This is a genomic window from Maritalea sp. S77 (genome assembly GCF_049801075.1).
Lineage (GTDB): Bacteria > Pseudomonadota > Alphaproteobacteria > Rhizobiales > Devosiaceae > Maritalea.
In genome coordinates, this window is the sequence record NZ_JBNAGG010000002.1 from 186,955 (window position 1) to 209,975 (window position 23,021).

General features: G+C 52.2%; 23 protein-coding genes and 1 riboswitch. Of the genes, 14 read left to right on the top strand and 9 right to left on the bottom strand.

The window, feature by feature from the left end; translation table 11 throughout:
* Positions 1-24 precede the first annotated feature (24 nt).
* Positions 25-528 (top strand): topology modulation protein, encoded by a 504-nt coding sequence (locus ACP15Y_RS08590; RefSeq protein WP_424982648.1) that lies wholly within the window; start codon positions 25-27, stop codon positions 526-528.
* A complete protein-coding gene (locus tag ACP15Y_RS08595; RefSeq protein WP_424982649.1) occupies positions 528-1,811 on the top strand; it encodes an MFS transporter in 1,284 nt (427 codons plus the stop codon). The genes ACP15Y_RS08590 and ACP15Y_RS08595 overlap by 1 nt, the downstream gene beginning before the upstream one ends.
* On the opposite strand, the gene ACP15Y_RS08600 is transcribed toward ACP15Y_RS08595, so the two are convergent.
* Both ACP15Y_RS08600 and ACP15Y_RS08605 read right to left on the bottom strand, forming a co-directional pair.
* A complete protein-coding gene (locus ACP15Y_RS08600; RefSeq protein ID WP_424982650.1) occupies positions 1,808-2,464 on the bottom strand; it encodes a pseudouridine synthase in 657 nt (218 codons plus the stop codon). The two genes, ACP15Y_RS08595 and ACP15Y_RS08600, sit on opposite strands and share 4 nt — an antisense overlap.
* A gap of 13 nt (positions 2,465-2,477) precedes the next feature.
* Entirely contained in the window at positions 2,478-3,047 is a 570-nt protein-coding gene (locus ACP15Y_RS08605; RefSeq protein ID WP_424982651.1) for a gamma-glutamylcyclotransferase family protein, read from the bottom strand.
* 117 nt (positions 3,048-3,164) lie between these two features.
* Between ACP15Y_RS08605 and ACP15Y_RS08610 the strand changes: the two genes are divergently transcribed.
* The 8 genes from ACP15Y_RS08610 to ACP15Y_RS08645 all read left to right on the top strand — a co-directional run bounded on the left by ACP15Y_RS08610 (position 3,165) and on the right by ACP15Y_RS08645 (position 10,294).
* A complete protein-coding gene (locus ACP15Y_RS08610; RefSeq protein WP_424982652.1) occupies positions 3,165-4,022 on the top strand; it encodes an AraC family transcriptional regulator in 858 nt (285 codons plus the stop codon).
* Positions 4,023-4,024: 2 nt separating this feature from the next.
* The gene (locus ACP15Y_RS08615; RefSeq protein WP_424982653.1) at positions 4,025-4,663 is read left to right on the top strand and encodes a GyrI-like domain-containing protein; all 639 of its coding nucleotides are present in this window, start codon (positions 4,025-4,027) and stop codon (positions 4,661-4,663) included.
* Positions 4,664-4,744: 81 nt separating this feature from the next.
* A riboswitch (FMN riboswitch) is annotated at positions 4,745-4,896 on the top strand.
* A 118-nt stretch (positions 4,897-5,014) separates the two neighbouring features.
* Complete coding sequence (gene ribD, locus ACP15Y_RS08620; protein WP_424982654.1) at positions 5,015-6,046, top strand: bifunctional diaminohydroxyphosphoribosylaminopyrimidine deaminase/5-amino-6-(5-phosphoribosylamino)uracil reductase RibD; 1,032 nt, start codon at positions 5,015-5,017, stop codon at positions 6,044-6,046.
* On the top strand, positions 6,027-6,635 hold the full coding sequence (locus ACP15Y_RS08625; protein ID WP_424982655.1) for a riboflavin synthase: 609 nt from the start codon (positions 6,027-6,029) through the stop codon (positions 6,633-6,635). Before ribD ends, ACP15Y_RS08625 begins: the two co-directional genes overlap by 20 nt.
* Entirely contained in the window at positions 6,611-7,828 is a 1,218-nt protein-coding gene (ribB, locus tag ACP15Y_RS08630) for a 3,4-dihydroxy-2-butanone-4-phosphate synthase (protein WP_424982656.1), read from the top strand. Before ACP15Y_RS08625 ends, ribB begins: the two co-directional genes overlap by 25 nt.
* 1 nt (position 7,829) lies before the next feature.
* On the top strand, positions 7,830-8,315 hold the full coding sequence (gene ribH / locus ACP15Y_RS08635) for a 6,7-dimethyl-8-ribityllumazine synthase (protein WP_424982657.1): 486 nt from the start codon (positions 7,830-7,832) through the stop codon (positions 8,313-8,315).
* Between the two features lie 154 nt (positions 8,316-8,469).
* Positions 8,470-9,735: an MFS transporter gene (locus ACP15Y_RS08640; RefSeq protein ID WP_424982658.1), complete on the top strand. Its 1,266-nt coding sequence runs from the start codon at positions 8,470-8,472 to the stop codon at positions 9,733-9,735.
* 28 nt (positions 9,736-9,763) lie between these two features.
* Complete coding sequence (locus ACP15Y_RS08645; RefSeq protein WP_424982659.1) at positions 9,764-10,294, top strand: RNA methyltransferase; 531 nt, start codon at positions 9,764-9,766, stop codon at positions 10,292-10,294.
* 33 nt (positions 10,295-10,327) lie between these two features.
* On the opposite strand, the gene ACP15Y_RS08650 is transcribed toward ACP15Y_RS08645, so the two are convergent.
* The gene (locus ACP15Y_RS08650) at positions 10,328-11,353 is read right to left on the bottom strand and encodes a dipeptidase (protein WP_424982660.1); all 1,026 of its coding nucleotides are present in this window, start codon (positions 11,351-11,353) and stop codon (positions 10,328-10,330) included.
* Positions 11,354-11,494: 141 nt separating this feature from the next.
* Between ACP15Y_RS08650 and hemN the strand changes: the two genes are divergently transcribed.
* From hemN to ACP15Y_RS08665, 3 genes are all read left to right on the top strand, one after another.
* Positions 11,495-12,844 carry an oxygen-independent coproporphyrinogen III oxidase gene (gene hemN, locus ACP15Y_RS08655; RefSeq protein WP_424982661.1) on the top strand — a complete coding sequence of 450 codons (1,350 nt, stop codon included), beginning with the start codon at positions 11,495-11,497 and terminating at the stop codon, positions 12,842-12,844.
* A gap of 109 nt (positions 12,845-12,953) precedes the next feature.
* Positions 12,954-13,586 carry a CDGSH iron-sulfur domain-containing protein gene (locus ACP15Y_RS08660; protein WP_424982662.1) on the top strand — a complete coding sequence of 211 codons (633 nt, stop codon included), beginning with the start codon at positions 12,954-12,956 and terminating at the stop codon, positions 13,584-13,586.
* A complete protein-coding gene (locus tag ACP15Y_RS08665; RefSeq protein ID WP_424982663.1) occupies positions 13,586-13,870 on the top strand; it encodes a GNAT family N-acetyltransferase in 285 nt (94 codons plus the stop codon). Before ACP15Y_RS08660 ends, ACP15Y_RS08665 begins: the two co-directional genes overlap by 1 nt.
* Before the next feature lie 70 nt (positions 13,871-13,940).
* Here the strand turns inward: ACP15Y_RS08665 and acs are convergent, their stop codons facing one another.
* The 6 genes from acs to ACP15Y_RS08695 form a co-directional block, all read right to left on the bottom strand.
* The gene (gene acs / locus ACP15Y_RS08670; RefSeq protein ID WP_424982664.1) at positions 13,941-15,881 is read right to left on the bottom strand and encodes an acetate--CoA ligase; all 1,941 of its coding nucleotides are present in this window, start codon (positions 15,879-15,881) and stop codon (positions 13,941-13,943) included.
* A gap of 119 nt (positions 15,882-16,000) precedes the next feature.
* Positions 16,001-16,768, bottom strand: a complete 768-nt coding sequence (locus ACP15Y_RS08675; RefSeq protein WP_424982665.1) for an ABC transporter ATP-binding protein — start codon at positions 16,766-16,768, stop codon at positions 16,001-16,003.
* The gene (locus tag ACP15Y_RS08680) at positions 16,768-17,538 is read right to left on the bottom strand and encodes an ABC transporter ATP-binding protein (protein ID WP_424982666.1); all 771 of its coding nucleotides are present in this window, start codon (positions 17,536-17,538) and stop codon (positions 16,768-16,770) included. The genes ACP15Y_RS08675 and ACP15Y_RS08680 overlap by 1 nt, the downstream gene beginning before the upstream one ends.
* 16 nt (positions 17,539-17,554) lie before the next feature.
* Positions 17,555-18,718 carry a branched-chain amino acid ABC transporter permease gene (locus tag ACP15Y_RS08685; RefSeq protein ID WP_424982667.1) on the bottom strand — a complete coding sequence of 388 codons (1,164 nt, stop codon included), beginning with the start codon at positions 18,716-18,718 and terminating at the stop codon, positions 17,555-17,557.
* 12 nt (positions 18,719-18,730) lie between these two features.
* Positions 18,731-19,759, bottom strand: a complete 1,029-nt coding sequence (locus ACP15Y_RS08690) for a branched-chain amino acid ABC transporter permease (RefSeq protein ID WP_424982668.1) — start codon at positions 19,757-19,759, stop codon at positions 18,731-18,733.
* A gap of 75 nt (positions 19,760-19,834) precedes the next feature.
* Positions 19,835-21,181 (bottom strand): substrate-binding protein, encoded by a 1,347-nt coding sequence (locus tag ACP15Y_RS08695; RefSeq protein ID WP_424982669.1) that lies wholly within the window; start codon positions 21,179-21,181, stop codon positions 19,835-19,837.
* A gap of 197 nt (positions 21,182-21,378) precedes the next feature.
* Here ACP15Y_RS08695 and ACP15Y_RS08700 point away from each other — a divergent pair, with 197 nt between their 5' ends.
* Positions 21,379-23,004: a helix-turn-helix domain-containing protein gene (locus tag ACP15Y_RS08700; protein ID WP_424982670.1), complete on the top strand. Its 1,626-nt coding sequence runs from the start codon at positions 21,379-21,381 to the stop codon at positions 23,002-23,004.
* The last annotated feature ends 17 nt before the right edge of the window (positions 23,005-23,021 follow it).

The following is a 23,021-nucleotide window of genomic DNA, read 5'->3' on the forward strand; positions in this document are numbered from 1 at the left end:
CCTCCTTTTCTGGGGGAGGGGTTGATGCAACGTATCGCGATTTTAGGGTGTTCCGGTTCGGGTAAATCCACCTTGGCGCGCAAGCTTGGTGCCGTGCTTGACCTGCCTGTCGTTCATATGGATCAGCATTATTTCTCGCCCGGTTGGGTGGAGCCAGGTCATGATGATTGGCGCGCCACCGTCGCCGCCCTTTGTGCAGAGGATCGATGGGTGATGGACGGGAATTATAGCAAAACCCATGATATTCGTTTGCCTCGTGCCGATCTGATCATCTTTCTTGATTTTCCCACATGGCTTTGCGTTTGGCGCGTGCTCAAACGGTATTGGAATTATAAAGGACAGACGCGGCCAGATCTGGCGCCGGGATGCACTGAGAAGCTTGACTTTCAATTTCTCAACTATGTGCTGACCTTTCGTCGTAAACGGGCACCGAAGATTAAGAACAAGCTTTTTCAACTTGATAAATCTGTGCGCATACTGTCTCATCCAACTGAAATGAATAAATTACTCAAAGAATTTTCTGCCTAGTGCTGATAAATCGAAATTTTGCAAAGCTTTGGTTCGCTGCCGGGGCCTCTAATCTGGCCGACGGCGTTGCGCTTGTTGCCTTTCCGTGGATCGCATCTTTATTGACGAGAGACCCATTGCTCATTGCTTTGGTCGCCGTGTTCTTGCGCAGTCCGTGGTTTTTCTTTTCTCTACCTGCTGGGGTGATCACAGATCGGTTCGACCGCCGCAAAATCATGATCAGCATGGATTTGGTTCGGTTCTTGGTTACAGGGTTGCTTGCCGCAATTTTTGTACAGTGGGGGCTGCTGGGGGAAATCAGCGACGGCACTACGAATTGGTTTTTGTTGATGTCGCTTTATGCGGCTGCGCTGATTTTGGGCGTCTGCGAGGTGCTACGCGATAATGCGGGGCAAACCATATTGCCCAGCATTGTGGCGCGCGATCAATTGGAAGCGGCCAATGGGCGGTTTTCGGCTGTAGAAATGGTGCTCAACGGGTTGGCTGGCCCACCATTGGCAGGCTTTCTTATCGCCGTTGCGATTTTTATGCCGCTTGCGACCAATGCCATTGCCTTTCTCTTTGCCGCCATCATGATGCTTTGGATTGCCGCCCCGGTGCGACAGGTCAAGGCCGACACTGCTTCAAGTCACTTTATGACTGAATTGAAAGAAGGGGTTGGCTGGCTGTGGCGCTTTCCGTTGCTGCGTGATTTGGCGTTTATCTTGGGCGGGGTGAATGCTGCTTTTATGATGGGCATTGCCATCTATGTGTTGTTTGCACAGGAAGTCTTGAAATTGGGTGCCGCTGGCTATGGCTTATTGCTCACTGCAGGCGCTCTCGGCGGCGTGGTGGGCAGCTTTGCGGTACCATGGCTGGGCAAGTGGCTGCGTATGCGCCAAGTCCTGCTCATTGCCATGGGTCTAATGGTGCTCGAAAATCTTGCTGTTGGTTTGGCCAACGGTTTTTGGTTTGCATGGTTTGTGATCTTTATTGGCGGGGTTGGCACTGTCGGTTGGAACATCCACACAGTTTCATTCAGGCAACGTGTTATCCCGGATGCTTTGTTGGGGCGGGTGAATGCCGTTTACCGCTTTTTCGGGTGGGGGATGATGCCGATTGGCACGCTGCTGGGCGGTTTAGTTGTGCAATGGGCAGAGCCTTTTTTGGGCCGAGAGTGGGCATTGCGCAGCGCATTTCTGGTCGCCGCTTTCATTTGCTTGTTGCTGTTGCTCTATGCATTGTCACGGCTGACAGAAGCGAAGATTGTTGCAGCTGAAAGGCGTGCGGATCAAATGGCCTAAAACGGGACATCACATTCAAAGCTAATGCGTTCGCCCCCGTTGGGGTGATGCACTTCCAGAAAGCGGGCGTGCAGGCAAAGGCGGTCGTGGGCTGCTTGCACGAATAAAGGTGCATAAAAATTATCGCCCAATATGGGATGGCCGAGTGCGAGCAGATGCACCCGCAATTGGTGAGAGCGGCCGGTTATTGGGAACAAGTCAAATCGACTGGTGCGTTCGTTGCGTTCTAAAACTTCATAACGTGTTTGGGCGGCTTTGCCTTTGGCGAAGTCGACCAATTGTAGCGGGCGGTTGGGCCAGTCGCAACGCAAGGGAAGGTCAACTAATCCTTCGTCCTTTTCCGCATGGCCCCACGCCAGTGCTTGATAAATCTTTCTGGTGTGTCGGCGTTCAAATTGCAACCCGATATGGCGGTGGGCATTGGCATTTTTTGCCAAAATCACAATGCCGGAAGTATCCATATCTAGACGGTGGATAATCCGTGCATCTGCGCAATATTGCTTCGCACGATATTCCAGGCAATCCCACAGATTTTCCGCTTTGCCCGGCACGGTGAGCAGGCCAGAGGGCTTGTCCACCACCAGCAAATCATCGTCTTCGAATATGACCCTCAAAGGGTCTTTGGGCGGTTGGTAGTCCAGCGGTGGGCGCATGAATGGCTTTGCCCTAGACGCTTTCAGCCGTCAGTAGGTGATCAAAACCACTCTTTTTGAGTAGCATTTCTGCTTCCAGTTTGCCGGGGCGTTGTGGATCGGGATCGGGCATGTGGTCAAAGCTTGCCAAATGGTCCTGATGATGTTGCGGCAAGTTGTTTTGCATGGCCCCAGAAAGGCAAAGCGCCCAATACCATGTGTATGGTTTTGGCGGTGCGGTGTCTGGTTCTGCAATATAGGTGACTGTTTGGAATTGGTCGCCATGATTAGTTTGCACCAAGAAATTTGCGTCGCGAATATAGGTGGTTGGCAGGGTCAGGTGAATGCCTTCAATCCGGTCCAAGATGGAAGCTTCTTCCATGTGCATTTCATAGACCACGCCATATACCCGGTCAGCTTCATTATTGGTCTTGAAGATGGTGCCTTTGCCAGATCCACCATGGTCATCATGACCGACCTTGCCGAAATTCACGCTGTAACTGGGCGCGAAGGCGGTGGCGACAGGGCGGGCCGTTGGGCACCTATTCTGCAACCGCTCATTTAAAAGGTTTGAGCCATATGCAAAATAGAAATAAGTCGACATGTGTATTCCCTCTGGTCGAAAGTGCCGCGCGTTGAGCCAAATTTCAAAATGCGCAAGATTTATCAAGTGCGTTTGTGTTTGCTTGTAACCCGAGCCAGTCAAAAGGAAAAGATCAGAATGCAAATGAGCCAACAGCAGCTTAGCTATCGTAAGCGGATCGATCGGGTGGTCAATTATATTTATGACCATTTGGACGAGCCGATTGATTTGCAGCTTCTGGCTGATGTGGCGTGTATGTCGCCTTATCATTGGCATCGGGTTTATCGTGCGATTCAAGGCGAAACAATTGCGGCCACTGTGAAGCGGTTGCGGTTGCATCGCGCAGCGGGGCAATTGGCACAAAGCAAAATCTCAATTGAGGAGATTTCTGAACGGTCAGGCTATTCCAGCTTGGCTGCCTTTTCTCGGGCTTTCACGCAAACTTATGGCAAGCCGCCAGCGCAATATCGTCGTGCAGGTGCACATGTGAAATTGCAAGCGGCTATTGAACAGGGAGAAGGGCATTTGTACCCCGTAGAAATCAAAACGATTGAGCCAATGACCATGATTGGCCTGCCGCATCAGGGCAGCTATATGCACATTGGGCGCGCGTTTGATCTTGTGTTTGGTTGGGTGGGGCAGGCAGGCTTGTTGCCGCGTCTCAACCACTCCATGGCAACCTATTATGATGATCCGGACAGTGTGCCGGAGCCGCAGTTACGCTCGTTCGCAGGGGCTGTATTTGATGGCGAAGTTGAAATGCCGGATCATTTTGAGAAACGTACAATTGAAGGTGGGCGCTATGCGGTGCTGCACTATCGCGGTGCCTATGCGGAGATGCCGTATGCTTATCGGTGGCTTTATGGCACATGGTTGAACAATCAAGGGGTTGAGTTGCGCGATGCGCCTTGCGTTGAGGATTATCTCAATAATCCACGCGAAGTGGCCCCCGCCGATTTGCTGACGGATATTTATATGCCGTTGGCGGAGGACTGATCATGGAAAAACTCGAATTTAAGAAAAGCGATAAGGCTTTTTATTCTGGCAAAGCCGGGCGTATTGATCGGCTGGATGTGCCACCCATGAATTATTTGATGATTGATGGGGATGGTGGCCCGGTGGGGGAGAGCTATCCGACCTCATTGGCCGCGCTTTATGGGTTGAGCTATGGCCTAAAGTTTCTGTCGAAAACCGAATTTGAAAAAGATTTTGTGGTGGGGCCATTGCAGGGGCTTTGGTGGGCAGAAGATATGGACACCTTTATCACCCGCCAAAAAGATCAATGGTTGTGGACCATGATGATCCGCCAGCCTGATTGGCTGACCGCAGATCATTTGGAGCAAGTAAGGGCGCAGACCATCGCGAAAAACGCCAAAAAGAAAGAGCCGCCAACCAGTGAGGCATTGCTGCGCAAAGTACGGCTTGAAACCTATCATGAGGGTGATTGTGTTCAGGTTTTACACGTGGGTTCTTATGATGATGAGGGCCCGATTCTGCACAAAATACATCATGAATTTATTCCCGAACACGGGTTGAAGATGCATATGAAACATCATGAGATTTATCTGAATGATCCCCGACGCGTCGCGCCGGAAAAGCTAAAAACCATTTTGCGTCAACCTGTTACCTTCGCATAGATTGTTCGACTAAAGCGCTAAATCTGTTGTCTTTACGTTTGTTAAGAAATGGCGTAGGTTCTTCGCCATTGGCCGCAGTGCGGCTGTTCTCGGGGCGGGGTGAAATTCCCCACCGGCGGTAATTGGAGAAATCCATCAGCCCGCGAGCGCCTTTTGGCTCCTGCCAGAAGGGTCTAGCAGATCCGGTGTAATTCCGGAGCCGACGGTTAAAGTCCGGATGTGAGAGAACAAAGACAGGCAACGCCCGTAATGGGTGATTGCGCCTATTGTCTTAGCGGACGTGCGCCTTGGCGTATGCCGTTCGTGTCGTCTGGCACGTGTTTCGCCCTATCATGAATGTGAGGTGGGCGAATGGATTTAGAACCAATCGTTAAAACAACATCAGAGTTTACGCCCGTTGGGCAGGCATTTCGCTATGCCTTGAAAGCTGCGCGGCTTTTTGAAGGCGCAACAGCGCCCAATCCGCCAGTGGGTTGTGCTTTGCTGGATGCGGATGGGGGCATTTTGTCTATCGGCGCACATCAGGCTGCCGGTGGTCCACATGCAGAGCGTGCCGCGCTTGCGGAGTTACCCCCGGGGGTGAAACCCCACACCGCTGTCGTCACGTTAGAACCGTGTGCTCATTATGGCCGTACGCCACCCTGCGTTGATGGGTTGATTGACGCTGGTGTGAAAGAGGTTTGGATCGGCGCGAAAGATTCAAATCCACGCGTTGTTGGCGGCGGTGCAGGCAAACTGCGCGAAGTCGGCATCGAGGTGCACTTTCTTTCAGACATTCAGGAGCGTTGGGCGCAAGACTTTGACTTGGATTGCCAACGTTTGATTGCGCCGTTTTTGCACTATGCCCGCACCCAAATGCCCTTTGTTACTTTGAAAGTGGCGGAGGATGCTCAAGGCAGCATGATCCCACCTGCTGGTGAGAAAACGTTCACGCGGCCATCTTCCCTTAAATTTGCCCACAAGCTGCGCCGCCGTGCGGATGCAATCATTACAGGCTCGGGCACCGTGCTGGCCGACGATCCGCATTTTACCGTTCGGCGTGTTGAAGATTTTGAAGGTAAGCGCCGCCCATTGGTCATTCTTGATCGGCGCGGGCGTGTTGACCAAACCTACCTGGCCGCTGCACGTAGTCGAGGTTTTTCACCCACCATTGCAACCGATTTGAAAGCGGCCCTCGTCGCGTTGGGCCAGCGTGGATGCATGGAAGTTTTGGTGGAAGCCGGGCCGAGTTTAGCGGCAGCTTGCCGGGACCAAAATCTAGTTCAATTGGACATCACCATTCAACGGCAATCGGATGCGGACGTGATCCGCGCGACCTATGCCGAAGCCGCATTGAACGGCAAAACATATAAAGGAGACGCCGATGTTTTCGGGAATCATTGATCGCCTTGGAAAGATCAAAGCCCTGCGTGATGAGGATGGTGCGCGCATATTTGAGATCAATACGAGCTACGATGATTTGGCCTTGGGCGAAAGCGTTGCCGTAAATGGCGTGTGCCTCACTGTGGTAACGTTTGATGCAACTGGCGTGGCAGAGTTCTACGTCAGCCCTGAAAGTTTGGACCGGACGTCAATAGGTGCTTTGCAAGTCGGCGATTTGGTCAATTTGGAGCGCGCGGTCGCGCTGGAAACAAAGCTTTCCGGCCATTTGGTGCAAGGCCATGTGGATGGCATTGCCACCCTTTCTTCCATTGAGGAGAAGGCGGGCGCGCATCTGATTGAGCTGGAACTGCCGCAATCCTTGGGTCGATATTGTGTTGAGAAAGGTTCCATCTCGTTGGATGGGATCAGCCTGACCATCAATACACTTGAAGATCATGCGGACGGTGCGCGGATTGGGTTGACCATTATTCCCCACACATGGACCCACACCAATCTGCAATCACGGCAGGTGGGTGATCAAATCCATGTGGAAAATGATGTTATTGCAAAATATGTGGAGCGGCTATGTCTCGGTTACAACGCGCAGTAGAGCATTTGAAAAATGGCGGCATGATCGTTCTCACCGACGATGAAGACCGCGAAAATGAAGGCGATTTGGTGGTGGCAGCACAGTTTGCCACGCCTGAAACCATTCGGTTTATGGCCAAGGAAGGTTGCGGCTTGATCTGTTTGCCCATGCTGGGTGAGCAAATCGACAAGCTTGGCTTGCCGCCGATGGTCAAGCAAAATCGGGCCAACCGTTCAACGGCATTCACCGTGTCGATCGAAGCGCGTGAAGGCATCACCACGGGCATTTCCGCTTATGATCGGTCGCAAACCATTTTGACGGCCATCAAGTCTGGTGTGCTGCCGGGTGAGATTGTTTCACCTGGCCATGTGTTCCCACTGCGGGCGGCTGACGGCGGATGTCGTGTGCGCAACGGCCATACCGAAGCATCTGTGGATTTGATGCAATTGGCAGGTCTTACACCTGCGGCAGTGATCTGCGAAGTGATGGGTGAAGATGGCCACATGGCGAAGGGGGAAGAGCTTGAAGGCTTTGCCGAACGCCATGATTTGCCGATGCTTTCCATCGCCGAACTTGTTGCTCATTTGGGCGGCCCTGCGCGCAATGAAAAGCGATTGGTGTCGCGTGTGGCTGAAAGCCAGTTGCCCACCCACCATGCCGCAAATGATTTCGAAATCGTCGCTTATCGTGAAGTGAGCAGTGGCGAAGAGCATGTGGCGCTGCTTAGCCAGCCTTTGGGCGATAACCCTTTAGTGCGGGTGCATTCTGAATGTTTGACGGGCGATGCTTTCGGGTCCAAGCGATGCGATTGCGGGCCGCAATTGCAAGCAGCGATGGCGGAAATCGATGCCCATCCTGATGGCGGTGTGGTGGTTTATCTGCGTGGCCATGAGGGGCGAGGCATTGGTCTTGGCAACAAGGTTCGTGCCTATCAGTTGCAAGATAAAGGCATGGACACAGTCGATGCCAACCGTGCGCTTGGCTTGCCTGTTGATGCGCGTCAATTTGATATTGCAGCGGCCATTTTGAAAGATTTGGGGCTGAACAAGATCAGCCTGCTGTCCAATAACCCGGCCAAGGCGAAAGCACTGGAGAATATGGGTATTGGATTGAATGAAGTGCGTCCCTTGCAAGTGGGTGAAACTGCGCAAAATGCTGCCTATCTCTCCACAAAACGCGAAAAACTAAACCATAATCTACCGGAAAAAATCTAATATGACTGAGCAAGTTAAAAGCCGTGGCAAAACAACGATCATCGACAATGCCCGCGTGGCGATTGTGGTGAGTCAGTTTAATCCCAAAGTCACGCATGGCCTGTTGGATGGGGCGCGGCTTGAGCTGGCGGATGCCGGATTGAAGTTAGCCGAATCCGATATTTTTGATGCGCCGGGCGCGTTTGAAATGCCGCTGATTGCAAAGAAGCTCGCCAAGTCTGGTCAATATGATGGTGTGGTTTGTTTGGGCTGCGTTATCAAAGGCGATACAGCGCATTTTGAGTTCATCTCTTTGGGTGCCACCATGGGTATTGTTGAGGCAAGTTTGGAAACTGAAGTGCCGATTTGCTTTGGTATTTTGACCACTTATACTCAGGAACAGGCCGTGGTACGCAGTTCTAATGATGCGGAAAATAAAGGCCGAGAGGCAGTCGCCGCATGTCTTGGTTCACTCGCGACATTGCAGCATATCGAGCAACTTGCCTAATCTTTCTCTGCCCTGACCGGCTCACAAGGTTGGGGCAGATATATGCAATTCGCCAAGATAAAACTTGAGTACTAAACGGTAATTATATTTGAATTTCGGGTTGAACCGAATTTGGTTTTCTCTATCTATATGGGTATAGATGGGAGAGGACTTAATGAAGTTACCTAAGAATAAGCACATGCGGCGTATACTGGCCGCGCAATTGCCAGCGGACTTTGCCGATTGGCTGGATTATGTGGCGATAATATCTTTATTTACCTATGCGTGGCAGGTCGACCCAGTTTATTTCGCCTGGTTTATCGTTGCTCTCACATTGCCCTATGTCTTTATCGGCCCGTTTTCCGGTGCACTGGTGGATCGTTTAGACATTCGCATGGTGATGGTGCTGTCCAATCTGGGGCGGGCGATGACCACTTTTGCTTTGGCCTTTGCCGGGCAACCGGAAATCATGCTCGCCTTGGTCGCTGTGCGGGGCGTGGTGGATAGTTTCTTTTCTCCCGCAAAACAGGTTGCCATTCAAGCTTTGTCGGAGCGTGAAGAGCTGATGTCGACCAATGGCTTCAGCCATATCATCAATCAGATGTCAAAAGTGGCTGGCCCGGCAGTTGGCGGTGCGCTTTTGCTGATCATCAGTCCGCAAATGGTGTTTGTGGTCAATGGGGCCATTTCCCTTTGTGCGCTTTTGATTTTGGTGACGCTGCCGAGCAATATTCGCGAAGTGAAAAAGCTGGAAGATGGGGAAGCAAAGAAATCCATGTTCTCAGAAGCCGCCGAAGGCTTCAAAGTGGTTCTGGCCAAGCCAGCACTTTGGGTCACAATTGGCTTGGGCGCGATGGGCTTTTTTGCTATTTTCTTGCACGACACCTTGATCGGGCCTATGACACGTGAGCTTGGGTTTGGCGAGAACATTCTCGGTCTGTCCGTCGCCGCCGTTGGCGCGGGGGGCGTTGCAGGTGCGCTGGCCATTGGCAGCATTAAAAAGCAGATTCATCCTTATTTGATCATTGGCCCGTCAATGATGATCGTGTCTTTGTTCACTGCTGGTTTGGGCCTCATTGCGATCAATGGTTGGGCAATTCCGAGCTATGCATTTGTTGGAGCATTCTTCACAGTTGGTGTTATTGGCGCGGGGACTTTTGTGCCTTTGCGCACGGTGCTTCAGCTCGAAACACCACCAGATAAGATGGGACGTGTTACGGCTGTAAATGAGACAGCCAGCATTGTCGCGATGTTGGGCGCGCCGTTTATTGGGGCCACTTTGGCGTCAATTTTTGAACTGGGTGTCCCATTTATTGCAGGCGGCATCTTGGCGTTTGTCATTGGCGCAATCGCGCTGATTTTGATTAAATTTGTGAAATTCACTGATCCGCAAACCGCAGATGACTCTGCTGATCTTCCCAATGCAGAAGAAAGCGTTTAAACCCCTTTTCCAATAAAAGGGTGAGATTATGCGTGGTTATTTTGCCATTGGGGCGGAGAAGATCTCGAAGATCAAAAATTTTGGAAATTTGGCGCGCACCGGACACGGGTTTGGTGCGAGCTTTTGCTTTACGGTTGCAGCGTCGCGCCTTGATCTTGATGATATGGTCTCTGATACGTCGCGCTCGCTGACCAATATGCCCTATTATGCGTGGGATAAATCAAGCGACATCACGCTGCCAGATCGTTGCCAATTGGTGGGGATTGAGCTGACCGACGACGCCATTGAACTGCCTAGCTTTCGGCATCCGACGCAGGCGGCCTATATTTTGGGGCCGGAGCGCGCATCGCTTTCGCAGGAAATTATGGAAAAATGCGATCACATCATCAAAATACCCACCAGCTTTTGCCTTAACGTGGCCACTGCAGGGGCAATTGTAATGTATGATCGGATTGCGACTTTGGGGCGCTTTGCGCCGCGTCCTGTGCGTGTTGGTGGCCCGGTTGAACCAAAGCCGATCCATGTGCAGGGCTCACAAAAAAGGCGCACACCCATTTAAGGGCTGCGCCTTTTGATCAAAATGCGCGCGCGCTTATTCGCCCCAAGTGGCGCGCAGCACGCGGAACCAGTTTTTGTGGGTGATTTTGTCCAACTCGTCTTGGCTAAATCCGCCGTCACGCAGTGCGTTCACCAAATTTGGCAATTTGGCGGTGCTGTTCACATCGTTGGGAACCCCAGTGCCATCATAGTCCGAGCCAATGCCGACATGATCGATGCCCATTTTGTCGACCATATATTTGATCTGATTCACCATGGTGGCAAGCGGTACTGTGCTGTCGGCCACGCCTTTGGGATTCAAGAAGATGGTGCCGAAATTGAGCCCGGCAATGCCGCCACTTTCCTTTATCGCGTCGAGCTGTGTGTCCAGCAAGTTGCGGGTGGATTGGCACAGCGCGTGGGCGTTTGAATGGCTGGCGATCAATGGCTTGTCGCTATGCTTGGCCACGTCCCAAAAGCCTTTTTCATTGATGTGGCTTAGATCGATCGCGATGCCGAGTTGATTGCAGGCTTTCACCAGTTCAACACCCGCTTCTTTTAAGCCTGGGCCAGTGTCCGGCGATGCAGGAAACTTGAACGGCACGCCATAAGCGAAGTCATTCTCGCGGCTCCAAACAGGTCCAAGCGAGCGCAAGCCCTCCTTATATAGATTTTCCAAGTTGGACAAATCGGGCATCACCGCTTCTGCACCTTCAATGTGCAACACGGGTGCCATTTGGTTGCTGGCGAACGCATCTTCAATCTCGTCTACGCTCTTACAGATTTTCACTTGGCCATCTGAGGCTTCCTGAATATCGCGCAGCAGGCGGATCATTTTGTTGGTTTCACCAATGGCATAGGTTTGGCTTGGTGCTTTTTCATATGTTTTGCCATCTTCGGGGGGAATGAACATGGCAAAAAGGCCACCGGCAAAGCCGCCATCTTGCGCAGATTGCAGGTCGATATGTTGCCCGTCGCGCGGTGTGAAGAAGCCGCGCACAGGGTCTTGTTGGCATTCATCCAGCAATTTTAGCAAAATGTCGTTATGGCCATCAAAAATCTTTTGCGGCTGGTCGGTCATATATATCCCCTAATCGAAATTCTTAGTTGCGGCTCGAAACGGCGCATAATTTGAAGTTTGTTTTGTTGCACCCTTTTTGACCTTGATCAAGGAAGGAATTTTTCTCTCCGCTAGATTAGGGGCACAGAATAGGGGACTCAAATGGACCACGTACTTATTGAAAAATATGCGGCGCCAGTGCCGCGCTATACTTCATATCCTACTGCGCCGCACTTCACTGATGAGGTGAATAATGCGGTGTATGCGCAGTGGCTTTCTGGCTTTGAGGCTGAAGATAAGCTTTCAGTGTATATTCACATTCCTTTTTGTGATCGCTTGTGCTGGTTTTGCGGCTGTAACACAAAGCAAACTCTCAAATATGCGCCAGTGCAGGCTTATTTGAAGCGGCTTTATAAAGAGATTGAAATGGTGGCGGCTAAATTGCCGCATCGCTTGCAAGTTGTCTCGCTACATCTGGGCGGCGGCTCGCCCACCTTGTTGCAAGCGGATGATTTTGCCAAATTGCGCGATGTGCTGCGCACCCATTTCGATTTTACTGATGATGCGGAAATCTCCATTGAGATTGACCCAAGCGATGTGACGCCGGATCAAATTAAAGGCATGGTCGACTTCGGCCTCACCCGCGCCAGCATTGGCGTGCAGGACTTTTCTGACGTGGTGCAAAAGGCGATCAACCGCCCGCAAAGCTTTGAAGTGACCCGCGATGTGGTCAACGCGTTGCGCGCACATGGCATTCAATCCATAAATCTGGATGTGCTGTATGGCTTGCCGCACCAAACCACCGAGCGTTTGATGGATACGGTTGCGAAAACAGCCTTTTTGCAGCCAGATCGGATTGCCCTGTTTGGCTATGCCCATGTGCCTTGGATGAAAACTCATCAGAAAATGATCGACGAAGATGCATTGCCGGACACGATTGAGCGATTTGAACATGCGATGAAAGCGGCTGATGCGCTTGTGGATGCCGGATATGACCGGGTTGGTTTTGACCATTTTGCATTGCCGCATGATAAGATGGCGATTGCCGCACGCGATGGCACTTTGCGCCGCAATTTCCAAGGGTATACCGTCGACCCGGCAGACGCGATGATCGGCTTTGGTGGGTCAGCGATTGGTCAAAACCGCAATGGTTATATTCAAAATGTGGTGCCCACGGGCCAATATCAGGCGATGATCGACAATGGCGAATTGGCTGTCGGCAAAGGCTATGTGTTGAATGAAGACGACCGTATGCGTGGCCATGTGATCGAACAGCTGATGTGTCAGTTCTCATTTGATAAGGCTGAGTTGGTGGCGCGATTTGGCGAGCCTGCACGGCAGGTTTTGCGCGAAGCAAATGTGATTGCGGCGCAAGATCGCGACGGTTTTATTGAGAATGATGAGCGCCAATTTGCTGTGATTGGCCGTGGTAAGCCATTTGTGCGTGCCATTGCTGCCAAATTCGACATCTACTTCGGTCAAGGCACAGCCCGCCATTCCAAAGCAGTGTAGGGCGTGTCGCCGACGAATTCAGTATTGACGAAATAGTGAATATGGGATCATTGCGCTAGGCGCGTTCAAAGACCAAACTGATGCATGTTCAATGCACAGGGAGGTTACAATGGGCGTAGCGGAAAATGACGACATTCGTATCGAGTTCGACGGGAAGAAGTGCATTCATGCCCGTCGATGTGTTTTGGGGTTGCCTAAAGTTTTCGACACCAGCGCAAAGGGGCAGTGGATGTTTCCTGACCATGCGGCGGCGACTGATATTGCAAAAGTCGTCGAAAGCTGCCCCTCTGGCGCGCTGAAATATCAAGCCAAAAAGTTGGATATTTCGGAAAGTGTGCAGCCGATCAACACGGCAAAATTGTGGGAAAATGGGCCTGTTGAATATCGTGGTCGTCTCGAAATTGCGGGGCAGGAAAAGATGAACCGCGCAGTGATTTGTCGATGCGGCAAGTCAAAAAACAAACCATTTTGCGACAATAGCCACATTGATGCGTTTCAAGCGACTGGCGAAGTGGCGCCAAAAGCTGATGCGGATAAATTCGCTGATGATCGCGGGGGTGAGGTGAAACTCAATCCTGTTAAAAACGGGCCATTGATGGTGTCTGGCAATCTTGAGGTGGTTTCTGGCTCTGGTCGTCGCATTGCGTGTGGCGAAAAGTTCGCGATGTGCCGCTGTGGGGCCTCGAAGAACAAACCGTTCTGCGATGGCAGCCACAAAGAGATCGGTTTTGAGGCAGACTGATGACCATTAAAATCGACAAAGAAGATGGTGAAACGCGCGGACGCTATGTCGCGATTGTGGATGGGCATGAGGCAGAACTCACCTATTCGCGATATAGCAAGACAGGTATTATTGCGGATCATACGGGCGTGCCCGAAGCGCTAAAGGGGAAAGGTGTTGGCAAGGCTTTGGTGGCTTATTTGGTGGCCGATGCACGTGAAAACGGCTTTAAGATTGTACCGCTCTGTCCCTTTGTGAAAGCACAATATAGCCGACACCCAGAATGGTCTGACGTATTCAGTTGATAAAATTGAGGGGCGCTCCAATTGAAGGAAGCGCCCCATATACGGCCAAAACAATGTGGGGACAGTAGTTTTAGGCCGATCTGTTTTGGCGATCATTGATCAGCGTGTCGACCACGGACGGGTCTGCCAGCGTTGAAATGTCGCCAAGATTTGAAAAGTTGTCTTCCGCAATTTTGCGCAAAATGCGCCGCATGATTTTGCCAGAACGTGTTTTGGGCAAGTCGGGCGCGAATTGCAGTAGGTCGGGGGTGGCGATGGGGCCAATTTCCTTGCGCACCCACTGGCGCAAGTCTTTGGCGAGGTCATCGCTCTGCTCCACGCCTGCCATCAACGTCACATAGACATAAATACCTTGGCCCTTCACGTCATGGGGATAGCCCACCACCGCGGCCTCAGACACCATGTCGTGCGATACCAATGCGCTTTCCACTTCGGCTGTGCCCATGCGGTGGCCCGAAACGTTCAACACGTCGTCTACACGCCCGGTGATCCAATATTCGCCATCGCCGTCGCGTTTGCAGCCATCTGAGGTGAAATATTTCCCCTTATAGGTGGTGAAATAGGTGTCCACGAAGCGCTGATGATCGCCATAGATGGTGCGGGCTTGGGCGGGCCAGCTGTCGAGAATACACAGATTGCCTTCGGCTTCGCCGTCCAGCACATTGCCATCATTATCCACCAGTTGCGGTTTGATGCCAAAAAATGGTGTTGTCGCCGCACCCGGCTTCATCTCTGTTGCACCGGGGAATGGGGTGATCATGCAGCCGCCGGTTTCGGTTTGCCACCAGGTGTCGACAATGGGGCAGCGTCCTTCGCCCACCACATGGAAATACCATTCCCAGGCCTCGGGGTTGATTGGCTCGCCCGCTGTGCCCAAAAGCTTGAGCGATGTGCGACTGGTTTTGGTCACAAAATCGTCGCCAGCTCCCATCAGGGCCCGGATAGCTGTTGGGGCGGTATAGAACTGGTTGACCTGATATTTGTCGATGATCTGCCAAAAACGCGATGCGTCAGGATAGTTCGGCACGCCTTCATACATCACCGATGTTGCGCCGTTGGAAAGCGGCGCATAAAGCGTGAAGCTGTGGCCCGTCACCCAGCCCAAATCAGCACCGCACCAGAAAATGTCGCCATCTTCGTAGTTGAACACCGCTTTGTGGGCGAGGGAAATGTAAGTCAGGTAACCGCCGCCCGTGTGGACAACGCCTTTCGGTTTGCCTGTTGAGCCGGAGGTGTAAAGAATGAACAATGGGTCTTCGGCGCCCATGGGTTCAATATCGCAAAACTCGTCCGCACCAGCGGCAGCTTCGTGCCACCACACATCGCGGCCACCTTTCATGGTGATCTCCGCGCCAGTATGTTCCACCACAAGCACTTTTTCAACGCCAAGCGCGTGTGGCAGGGCATCGTCGACATTCTTCTTCAACGGGATGGTGCGGCCACCGCGGCGACCTTCATCAGCGGTTATGACAATAGTGCTGTCACAATCATTGATCCGTCCGGCCAATGCTTCGGGCGAAAAGCCCGCAAACACCACGGAGTGCACCGCGCCGATGCGGGCACAGGCCAACATGGCATACGTGATTTCTGGAATCATGGGCAGATAAAGGGTTACGCGATCCCCCTTTTTCACGCCCATATCTTTCAACACATTGGCAAAGCGGCACACACGTTCATGCAGCTTGGTGTAAGTGATCACTTGCGCGGGCTGATCTGGATGATCGGGCTCCCAATAAAAGGCCACTTGATCGCCGCGTGTTTCGAGGTGGCGGTCCACACAATTGTGGGCAATGTTGAGCACACCATCTTCAAACCATTTGATCGAAACAGGATCAAAGCTGGTATTTTTGATGACGGTCGGCGCTTTGATCCAATCTAGCCGTTTGGCTTGTTCAGCCCAAAAGCCATCGGGGTCATTCACCGATTGCGCGTACATCTGTTCATATTTATCTTTGGTGATCAGCGCATTTTGCGCCCAATCTTCAAACACCGGATAGGTTTTGCCGGACATATTCTTCCCTCTCATTGCCAAGCTATGCTCAGCAATGCCCATTTCAAAAGTTACACTTCTTCAAAATGGTGGCCGGACCCTATCGCTCCCGGTCGCCCATTTGCGTTTGAATAGCCCGCCTAGATGGCGAGATATTCGTGACGCAATTGCTCGTTATCCAACACTTCTTTGGCAGAGCCGCTAAACACAACTTCGCCTGTGTCGAAGATAACAGCCTTATCGGCGAGCTTGAGTGCGGCAACCGCATTCTGCTCAACGATAATGGTAGTGATCCCGAGTTTTTTAATTTCCAACAGGATCTTTTCAATCTCTTGCACGATCACCGGTGCCAAACCTTCATAAGGTTCGTCCAGCAGCAAGAGTTTGACATCCCGGACCAATGCGCGGCCAATGGCCAGCATTTGCTGTTCGCCACCAGAAAGGGTCACGCCTTCCTGATTGCGGCGTTCAGCCAGTCGCGGGAAACGCTCATATACTTGGTCAACGGTCCAGCCATGCCCAGGTGCCACTTGCGCCAAGGTGAGGTTTTCCTCAACCGTAAGGCCTTGAATGATCCGCCGATCTTCGGGCACCAATTGCAAGCCGGCCTGCGCGGCTTCGTGGGCGCGCATTTTGTGCAGTGGCTGGCCATCGAGCCAAATCTCGCCTTGGGTCAATTGCGGGTCGTCTACCCGCGCCAAGGTGCGCAATGTTGAAGTTTTGCCCGCGCCGTTGCGGCCCAGCAAAGCCAAAATCTCGCCTTTCGGCAAGTCAAGGCTAACGCCTTGCACGATGTAGCTTTCACCATAATAGGCATGCACATCTTTTACCGACAGAAAAGGCTGTGCCTCTTTTTGTTTTGGTTGTGCATCGCTCATCATATTGCTTTCCGTTGTCATTGCATTCATTAGTGAGCCCCTCCCAAATACGCTTCTTGTACTTTGGGGTTGTTGCGCACTTCTTCAGGTGTACCTTCGGCGATAATCCGCCCGCCTGCAAGCACCGAGATTTTGTCGGCCAGCGAGAACACCACGTGCATGTCGTGCTCAATGATCACTTTGGTCATGCCGCGCTCTTTGATTTTCTTTAAAAGCTCGATGGTGGTGTTGGTATCGTGGCGAGACATGCCCGCGGTTGGCTCGTCCAACAATAATAGTTTGGGGTGCTGCATCAGGCACATGGCCAGCTCCATCCGCCGCTTGTCGCCGCGTGAAAGTGAGCCCGCATGCATTTCCTTTTGATCGATCAAGCCAACATCTTCCAGCATGTGCTCAGCTTCTTCCCGAATTTCCGTCTCGTCATCTAAGGAGGAGAGGAAGTTTAGGGTGAAGGAGCCATCGCGCTTGGCAAAGGCTGGGGCCATCACATTTTGCAGCACGGACAGGTCCGGAAATATTTCTGGTGTTTGGAACACCCGCGCAACACCGACTTGGTTGATCTCGTGGGGTTGTTTGCCAGTTAGCACTTGTCCATCGAACACCACCGCGCCACGTGTGGGGGCCAAGCGGCCCACCACAACGTTGAGGAGAGTGGATTTTCCGGCGCCGTTGGGGCCGATGATGGCGTGTGTTTTGCCTTCTTCGATTTGAAGGTCAATGTCGCTGAGTGCGTGCAACCCGCCAAAGGTTTTGTGCACATCGGCAACGTGAAGAACGACATTTTCATTCGTGGTCGTCATAATATGTGCTCCTTTGCTATTCGGCTGGTTGCGTTTGGGTGTCATCGGATTTGGCCTTTTTGCCATCTCCGCCGCCACCGCCAAACATGGATGTGATGCGTCTAAAGCCTTCCATCATGCCGCCAGGCAAGAAGGTTACGACTAGAACGAACACCAGCCCGAGAGTGAGGTGCCAGCCTTCGCCGACAAACATTGAGGTGATTTCCACCACGATATTTTCGAGGCCATCGGGCATAAAGGCGAACAAATTGTGCAGCACATTTTCGTTGAAGCTTGAGAAGATGTTCTCAAAATATTTGATCAACCAAGCGCCAACCACTGGGCCGACAAGCGTGCCTACGCCGCCGAGGATGGTCATCAACACAATTTCACCAGACGCCGTCCATTGCATGCGCTCGGCACCTGCCAGAGGGTCGGTCACCGCCATCAAACCACCTGCCAAGCCCGCATACATGCCAGAGATCACAAAGGCAGTCAGGGTGTATGGGCGGGTGTTAAAACCGGTATAGTTCATCCGGGTCTGGTTGGATTTAATGCCGCGCAGCATCATGCCGAATGGTGAGGCGAAGATGCGTTGGGTAATAAAGAACCCGAGGATCAAGAAGATCGCACAGAAATAAAAACCAGGAATGCCAGACATTTCGATGCCGAAGAAGTTTGAGACGGGCAAGCCTGCTTGCTCGCTCACAAACATGCTGTCCAAAATCCGAGGGTCGCTGGCTTCCAGTTGCAGGCCGGTTTCACCATTGGTGATTGGGGTCAGCACTGAGTAGGCCAGATTATAGGACATTTGCGCAAAGGCGAGGGTGAGGATCGAGAAATAGATCCCAGAGCGACGCAAGCTAACATAGCCGATCAATAGCGCGAATAGGCCAGATAGGATCACAGCAAAGAGCAATGCGGGAATTGGGTTCATTGAGAACAGTTTAAATGTCCACACTGCCGTGTATGAGCCGACGCCCAAGAATGCGGCGTGGCCAAAGCTGAGATAGCCTGTAAGGCCAAACAGCACATTGAAGCCGATGGCCAAGATCCCGAAGATGGCGAATTTTTGCATCAGGTCGGGATAGGCTGCGCCAAAAGGTTGTAGCCAGATGGGCAGGGCCAGCACCACGATGGAAAAGATCACCAAGGTGGTCAGGTCTTTGCGTGACATGGAAAAGATGCCTTGAAAGTTCATTGTAATTCTCCCCTAGCTTTCCATCACGCCTTTGCGACCCAACAGCCCGCGCGGACGCACCAGCAGAATGATCACGGCAACAAGATATATGATGATTTGGTCAATGCCTGGAATAATGGCTTTCACTTCGGTCATTGAAGCGAAGCTTTGTAGAATGCCGAGCATAAAGCCTGCGGCAACCGCGCCGGGTAATGAGCCCATGCCACCAACAACCACAACCACAAAGGTCAGCACCAAAAAGTCCATGCCCAAGTGATAATCAGGCGGCAACAGCGGGGTGTACATCACGCCAGCCACGCCCGCCACAACCGCGGCCAAGCCAAACATAGCGGTGAAACGCTTGTCGATATCGATGCCGATCAGGCCCACGGTTTCGCGGTCGGCCATGCCAGCGCGCACCACCATGCCGAAGGTGGTGAACTGCAGGAAGGCAAATACGCCACCGATGACCACCACGGAAAAGGCGAAATAAACAAGGCGCCACCATGGATAAACAATCACATTTGGGTCCATGCCCAACATCACGCCAATATCTGCCGCGCCAGCCAGATTTGAAGGCATAGGCTGCGGGATTGGGTTGGCGCCGAAATAATGTTTGATGATTTCTTGCAGGACGATGGCCAACCCGAAGGTCACCAGAATCTGCTCAGCATGTGGACGACGATAGAAATGCTTGATCAAGCCGCGCTCCATCACAACGCCCACCACCAGCATAACGGGTATGGCCAATAAGATGGCCAGCGGTACGGAATAATTTACGAGCTGCGCGCCAAAATCGCCAAACCATGTTTCCACATAGGGCGTGCGGACTTCGGAGGGAGTGCCCCAGGCGGTTAAGTTTTCTGTGTCCAGCACAACTTGCTCAAGGGTCAACAATTTGCGCAGGGTGACCGCACAAAAAGCGCCGAGCATAAATAGGGCCCCGTGAGCGAAGTTCACCACGCCCAACGTGCCAAAAACAAGGGTGAGGCCCAGAGCGATCAGCGCATAGGCGCCGCCTTTATCTAGACCGTTTAGAAACTGAAGAAATATAGCGTCCATGTGGTTACTCCCCCACCGACAAAAGCCCCGAAAGCCGGGGCGGTTATTCCGCCCCGACAAACCAATTTTCTATGTTTACATAGAGACTTCGTATGGTCCCAACTCGCCGCCAAAGATGGAGGCATCATATTCAACTTGTGAACGTGGAACTTGTTTAACCACATTGAGCAAATCGAACTGAGATGTTGGGTTCTCGCTACCGCGCACAACCAATACGTCTTTAAAGCACTGGTGATCTTCTGCACGATATTCGGTAGCGCCATTGCCCATACCGTCGAACTTGTGACCTTCCAAAGCTCTAATCACATCTGGTGGATTGAAGGTGCCAGCACGCTCACATGCATCGGCATAGAGCAATGTCTGAACGTAGCAAGTATGGGCCGCCATTGAGGGTGGGAAGCCATATTTCGCACCAAACGATTTCACAAAGGCCTGTGAACCAGCGTCTTGTAGTGACCAGTTCCAGTTGGTTGACCCCAAAATGCCTTTAATGTTGTCGCCCGCACCTTGCGCCATCAAGCGTGAGAACAATGGCACAACGATTTGGAAATCCTTGCCATTGGCTTGACGGTCACGCAGACCGAACTGAACCGCTTGGGTGAGTGAGTTCACCATGTCGCGGCCATAGTGGTTCAAGATCAATACGTCAGCGCCTGAATTCAAAACAGGAGTGATATATTGAGAGAAGTCACCAGCGCCCACAGGGGTTTTCACTGTTTCAACAGTTTCCCAACCCAATGCCTCTGTGGCATTTTTCATGGATTCTTCTTGTGTCCAGCCCCAAGTATAGTCGGCTGTTAGGTGATAGGCGCGGCGGTCCGTGCCATATTCTTCGCCCAAAACGGGGCCCAAAGCAGCACCAGACATATAGGCGTTAAAGAAGTGCCGGAAACCATAGCGACGCTTATCTTTACCTGTGGTGTCGTTGGAGTGGGTCAAGCCAGCCATAAAGATGGTGCCCATTTCCTGACAAAGGCCTTGCACCGCAATCGCCACACCTGAAGATGAACCGCCTGAAATCATCAGGGCGCCATCTTTTTCAATCATCCGCTTGGCAGAAGCCCGCGCCGCGTCAGATTTGGTTTGCGTGTCACCCGTTACATAGGCAACTTTTTTGCCCAAAATGCCACTGCCGGTTAGCGATGAAGGTTGCATTGTATTCAACATGCCGCCATCGCCTTCGCCGTTCAAATGTTCAACGGCCAATTCGAAAGCACGCAGCTCGTCAGCGCCTTCGTCAGCATATGCACCGGTTTGCGGCACGTTAAAGCCAAGGGTCACGCTGTCGCCAGTTGGCTTGTTGCGATATTCTTGGGCGTAGGCACTGGTGATGATGGTTGGGGCTACACCTGCGGTCACAAGACCAGCAGCGGCGCCCTTAAGAACTCGACGGCGTGAAGGGCCGTCCTTGCGTTCAGTCATTATTCTCCTCCTTTGAATTGATGCGCGCTTCCATTAAATGAACTCCCATGCGCTGCATCGGTGCTGATTAAGAGGTAGTTTTGAAAATTTTTCAATAGACGCTTGTAATATAAGGAAAATTTTGTAAAATTGTGTACTTATTTTTACAAATGCTTGTAAATTAATTTACAAGCGCCTGTGGCGAAGGGGCTTTGAACATGCGGGCGCCGATTGGATTGAAAATCCGTAACCAACGGAAATCTTTGGGTTACTCGCAGAGCAATTTTGCGAAAATGTTGGGCATATCGCCAAGTTATTTGAACTTGATTGAGGCCAATAAACGAGATGTTGGTGGCACGCTTTTACAGACAATTGCGTCGAAATTAGACATCGCGCTGGATGAGCTGACTGGTGAAAATGAGCAAAGATTGCTCAGTGCGCTAGAAGAGATATTCACGGACCCTGCGCTAGAATCACTCAAAATGGGCGCTGATGAGGCGCGGGATTTGGTGGCCACCAACCCGCGTGCGGCGCGCGCCTTGCATCAAACTTATCGTGCATTTGCCGAGGCGGTGGCCGAAGCGGATGCCTATTCCAATCGGCTGAAATCTGATCCTTTATTGGCAGAACTTTTGCACCAAATGTTGTCACAAATTACAGCAGTGCGCTCTTCGGCGGAAATCTTAACCGACGTGCCTGACCTTGAGGCGTCGGAGCAACAGCGCTTCCACACCATGGTGTCACGCGAGAGCAGGGCGCTTTCCGACGTGGCGCAAACTTTGATCGATCAGTTTGAGGGAGAGGCAGGGCGCAATCGGTCGCTAACCCCAGCGCGTGAGCTCGATGATCTGATTGTAGAGCAGAAGAACTATTTCCCCACATTGGAGGCGAAGGCTGTGGAGTTGCGCGCGGGGTTTGCGCAGCGCGGCAGCGTTGTAGAGGCTGATTTAATCACTCAATTGCGGGCCGAGTTTGGCATTGAAGTGAAGCGGGTGGCACAGTTGGCGCGGTCGGAAACTGGGTTTCCCATGCAATATCGGTTTGATGCAAAGGACAAGATTTTGTGGTTTCAGGGCAGTGCCACCTTGGCCACGCGGCAATTTCAGTTGGCGCGTTTATATGGGGAGCTTAAGGCACGCAAACAACTTATGGCCTTGGTGAATGATGAGCGCTTGAGCACGCCCGCGTCACGCCGACTGGCGGTGCGGGCGCTCGGGTCCTATTTGGCAGGGGCATTGATTTTTCCTTATGAGGATTTTTTGCGCGAGGCTGAACAAAGCTCATACGATATTGACTATTTGAGCCAACGCTATGCAGCCAGCTTTGAGCAAGTGGCGCACCGCTTGGTCACGCTGCGCCAACCCGGTGCGGAGGGCATTCCATTTGGCTTTTTGCGGGCAGACCCGTCCGGTCGTCTGTCCAAACATTTCCCATTGCCGGGGATGGCTTGGCCCAATGCGGGCCATGGCTGTCCGTTATGGACCTTGTTTGATGCGTTTCGGCATCCGAACGAGGTTGTGCGTCAAACAGTGAGCTATCCTGATGGTGGGCGCTATTTGATGCTGGCCAAGTCTTTTGCCAAGCGCGCGGATCGATTTCAATCGCGCCCGCTTTATACATCAGTGATGCTGGTGTGTGACGTGCTTTACGCTGATCAGACGGTTTATGGCAAAGGCATGAGTTTGGATAATCCACAGGTGGATGTGCCTGTCGGGCCGACCTGCCGCATGTGTATTCGGCGGTCTTGTGAAAGTCGGCAAGAAGAGATGTTTACGGGAGCGGGCGGTGTGCATACAGTGCGCATGCCCTTAACAGAAATGAATTTCGATATTGGCGAGACGTAATTTTCGCCTTATGTTTC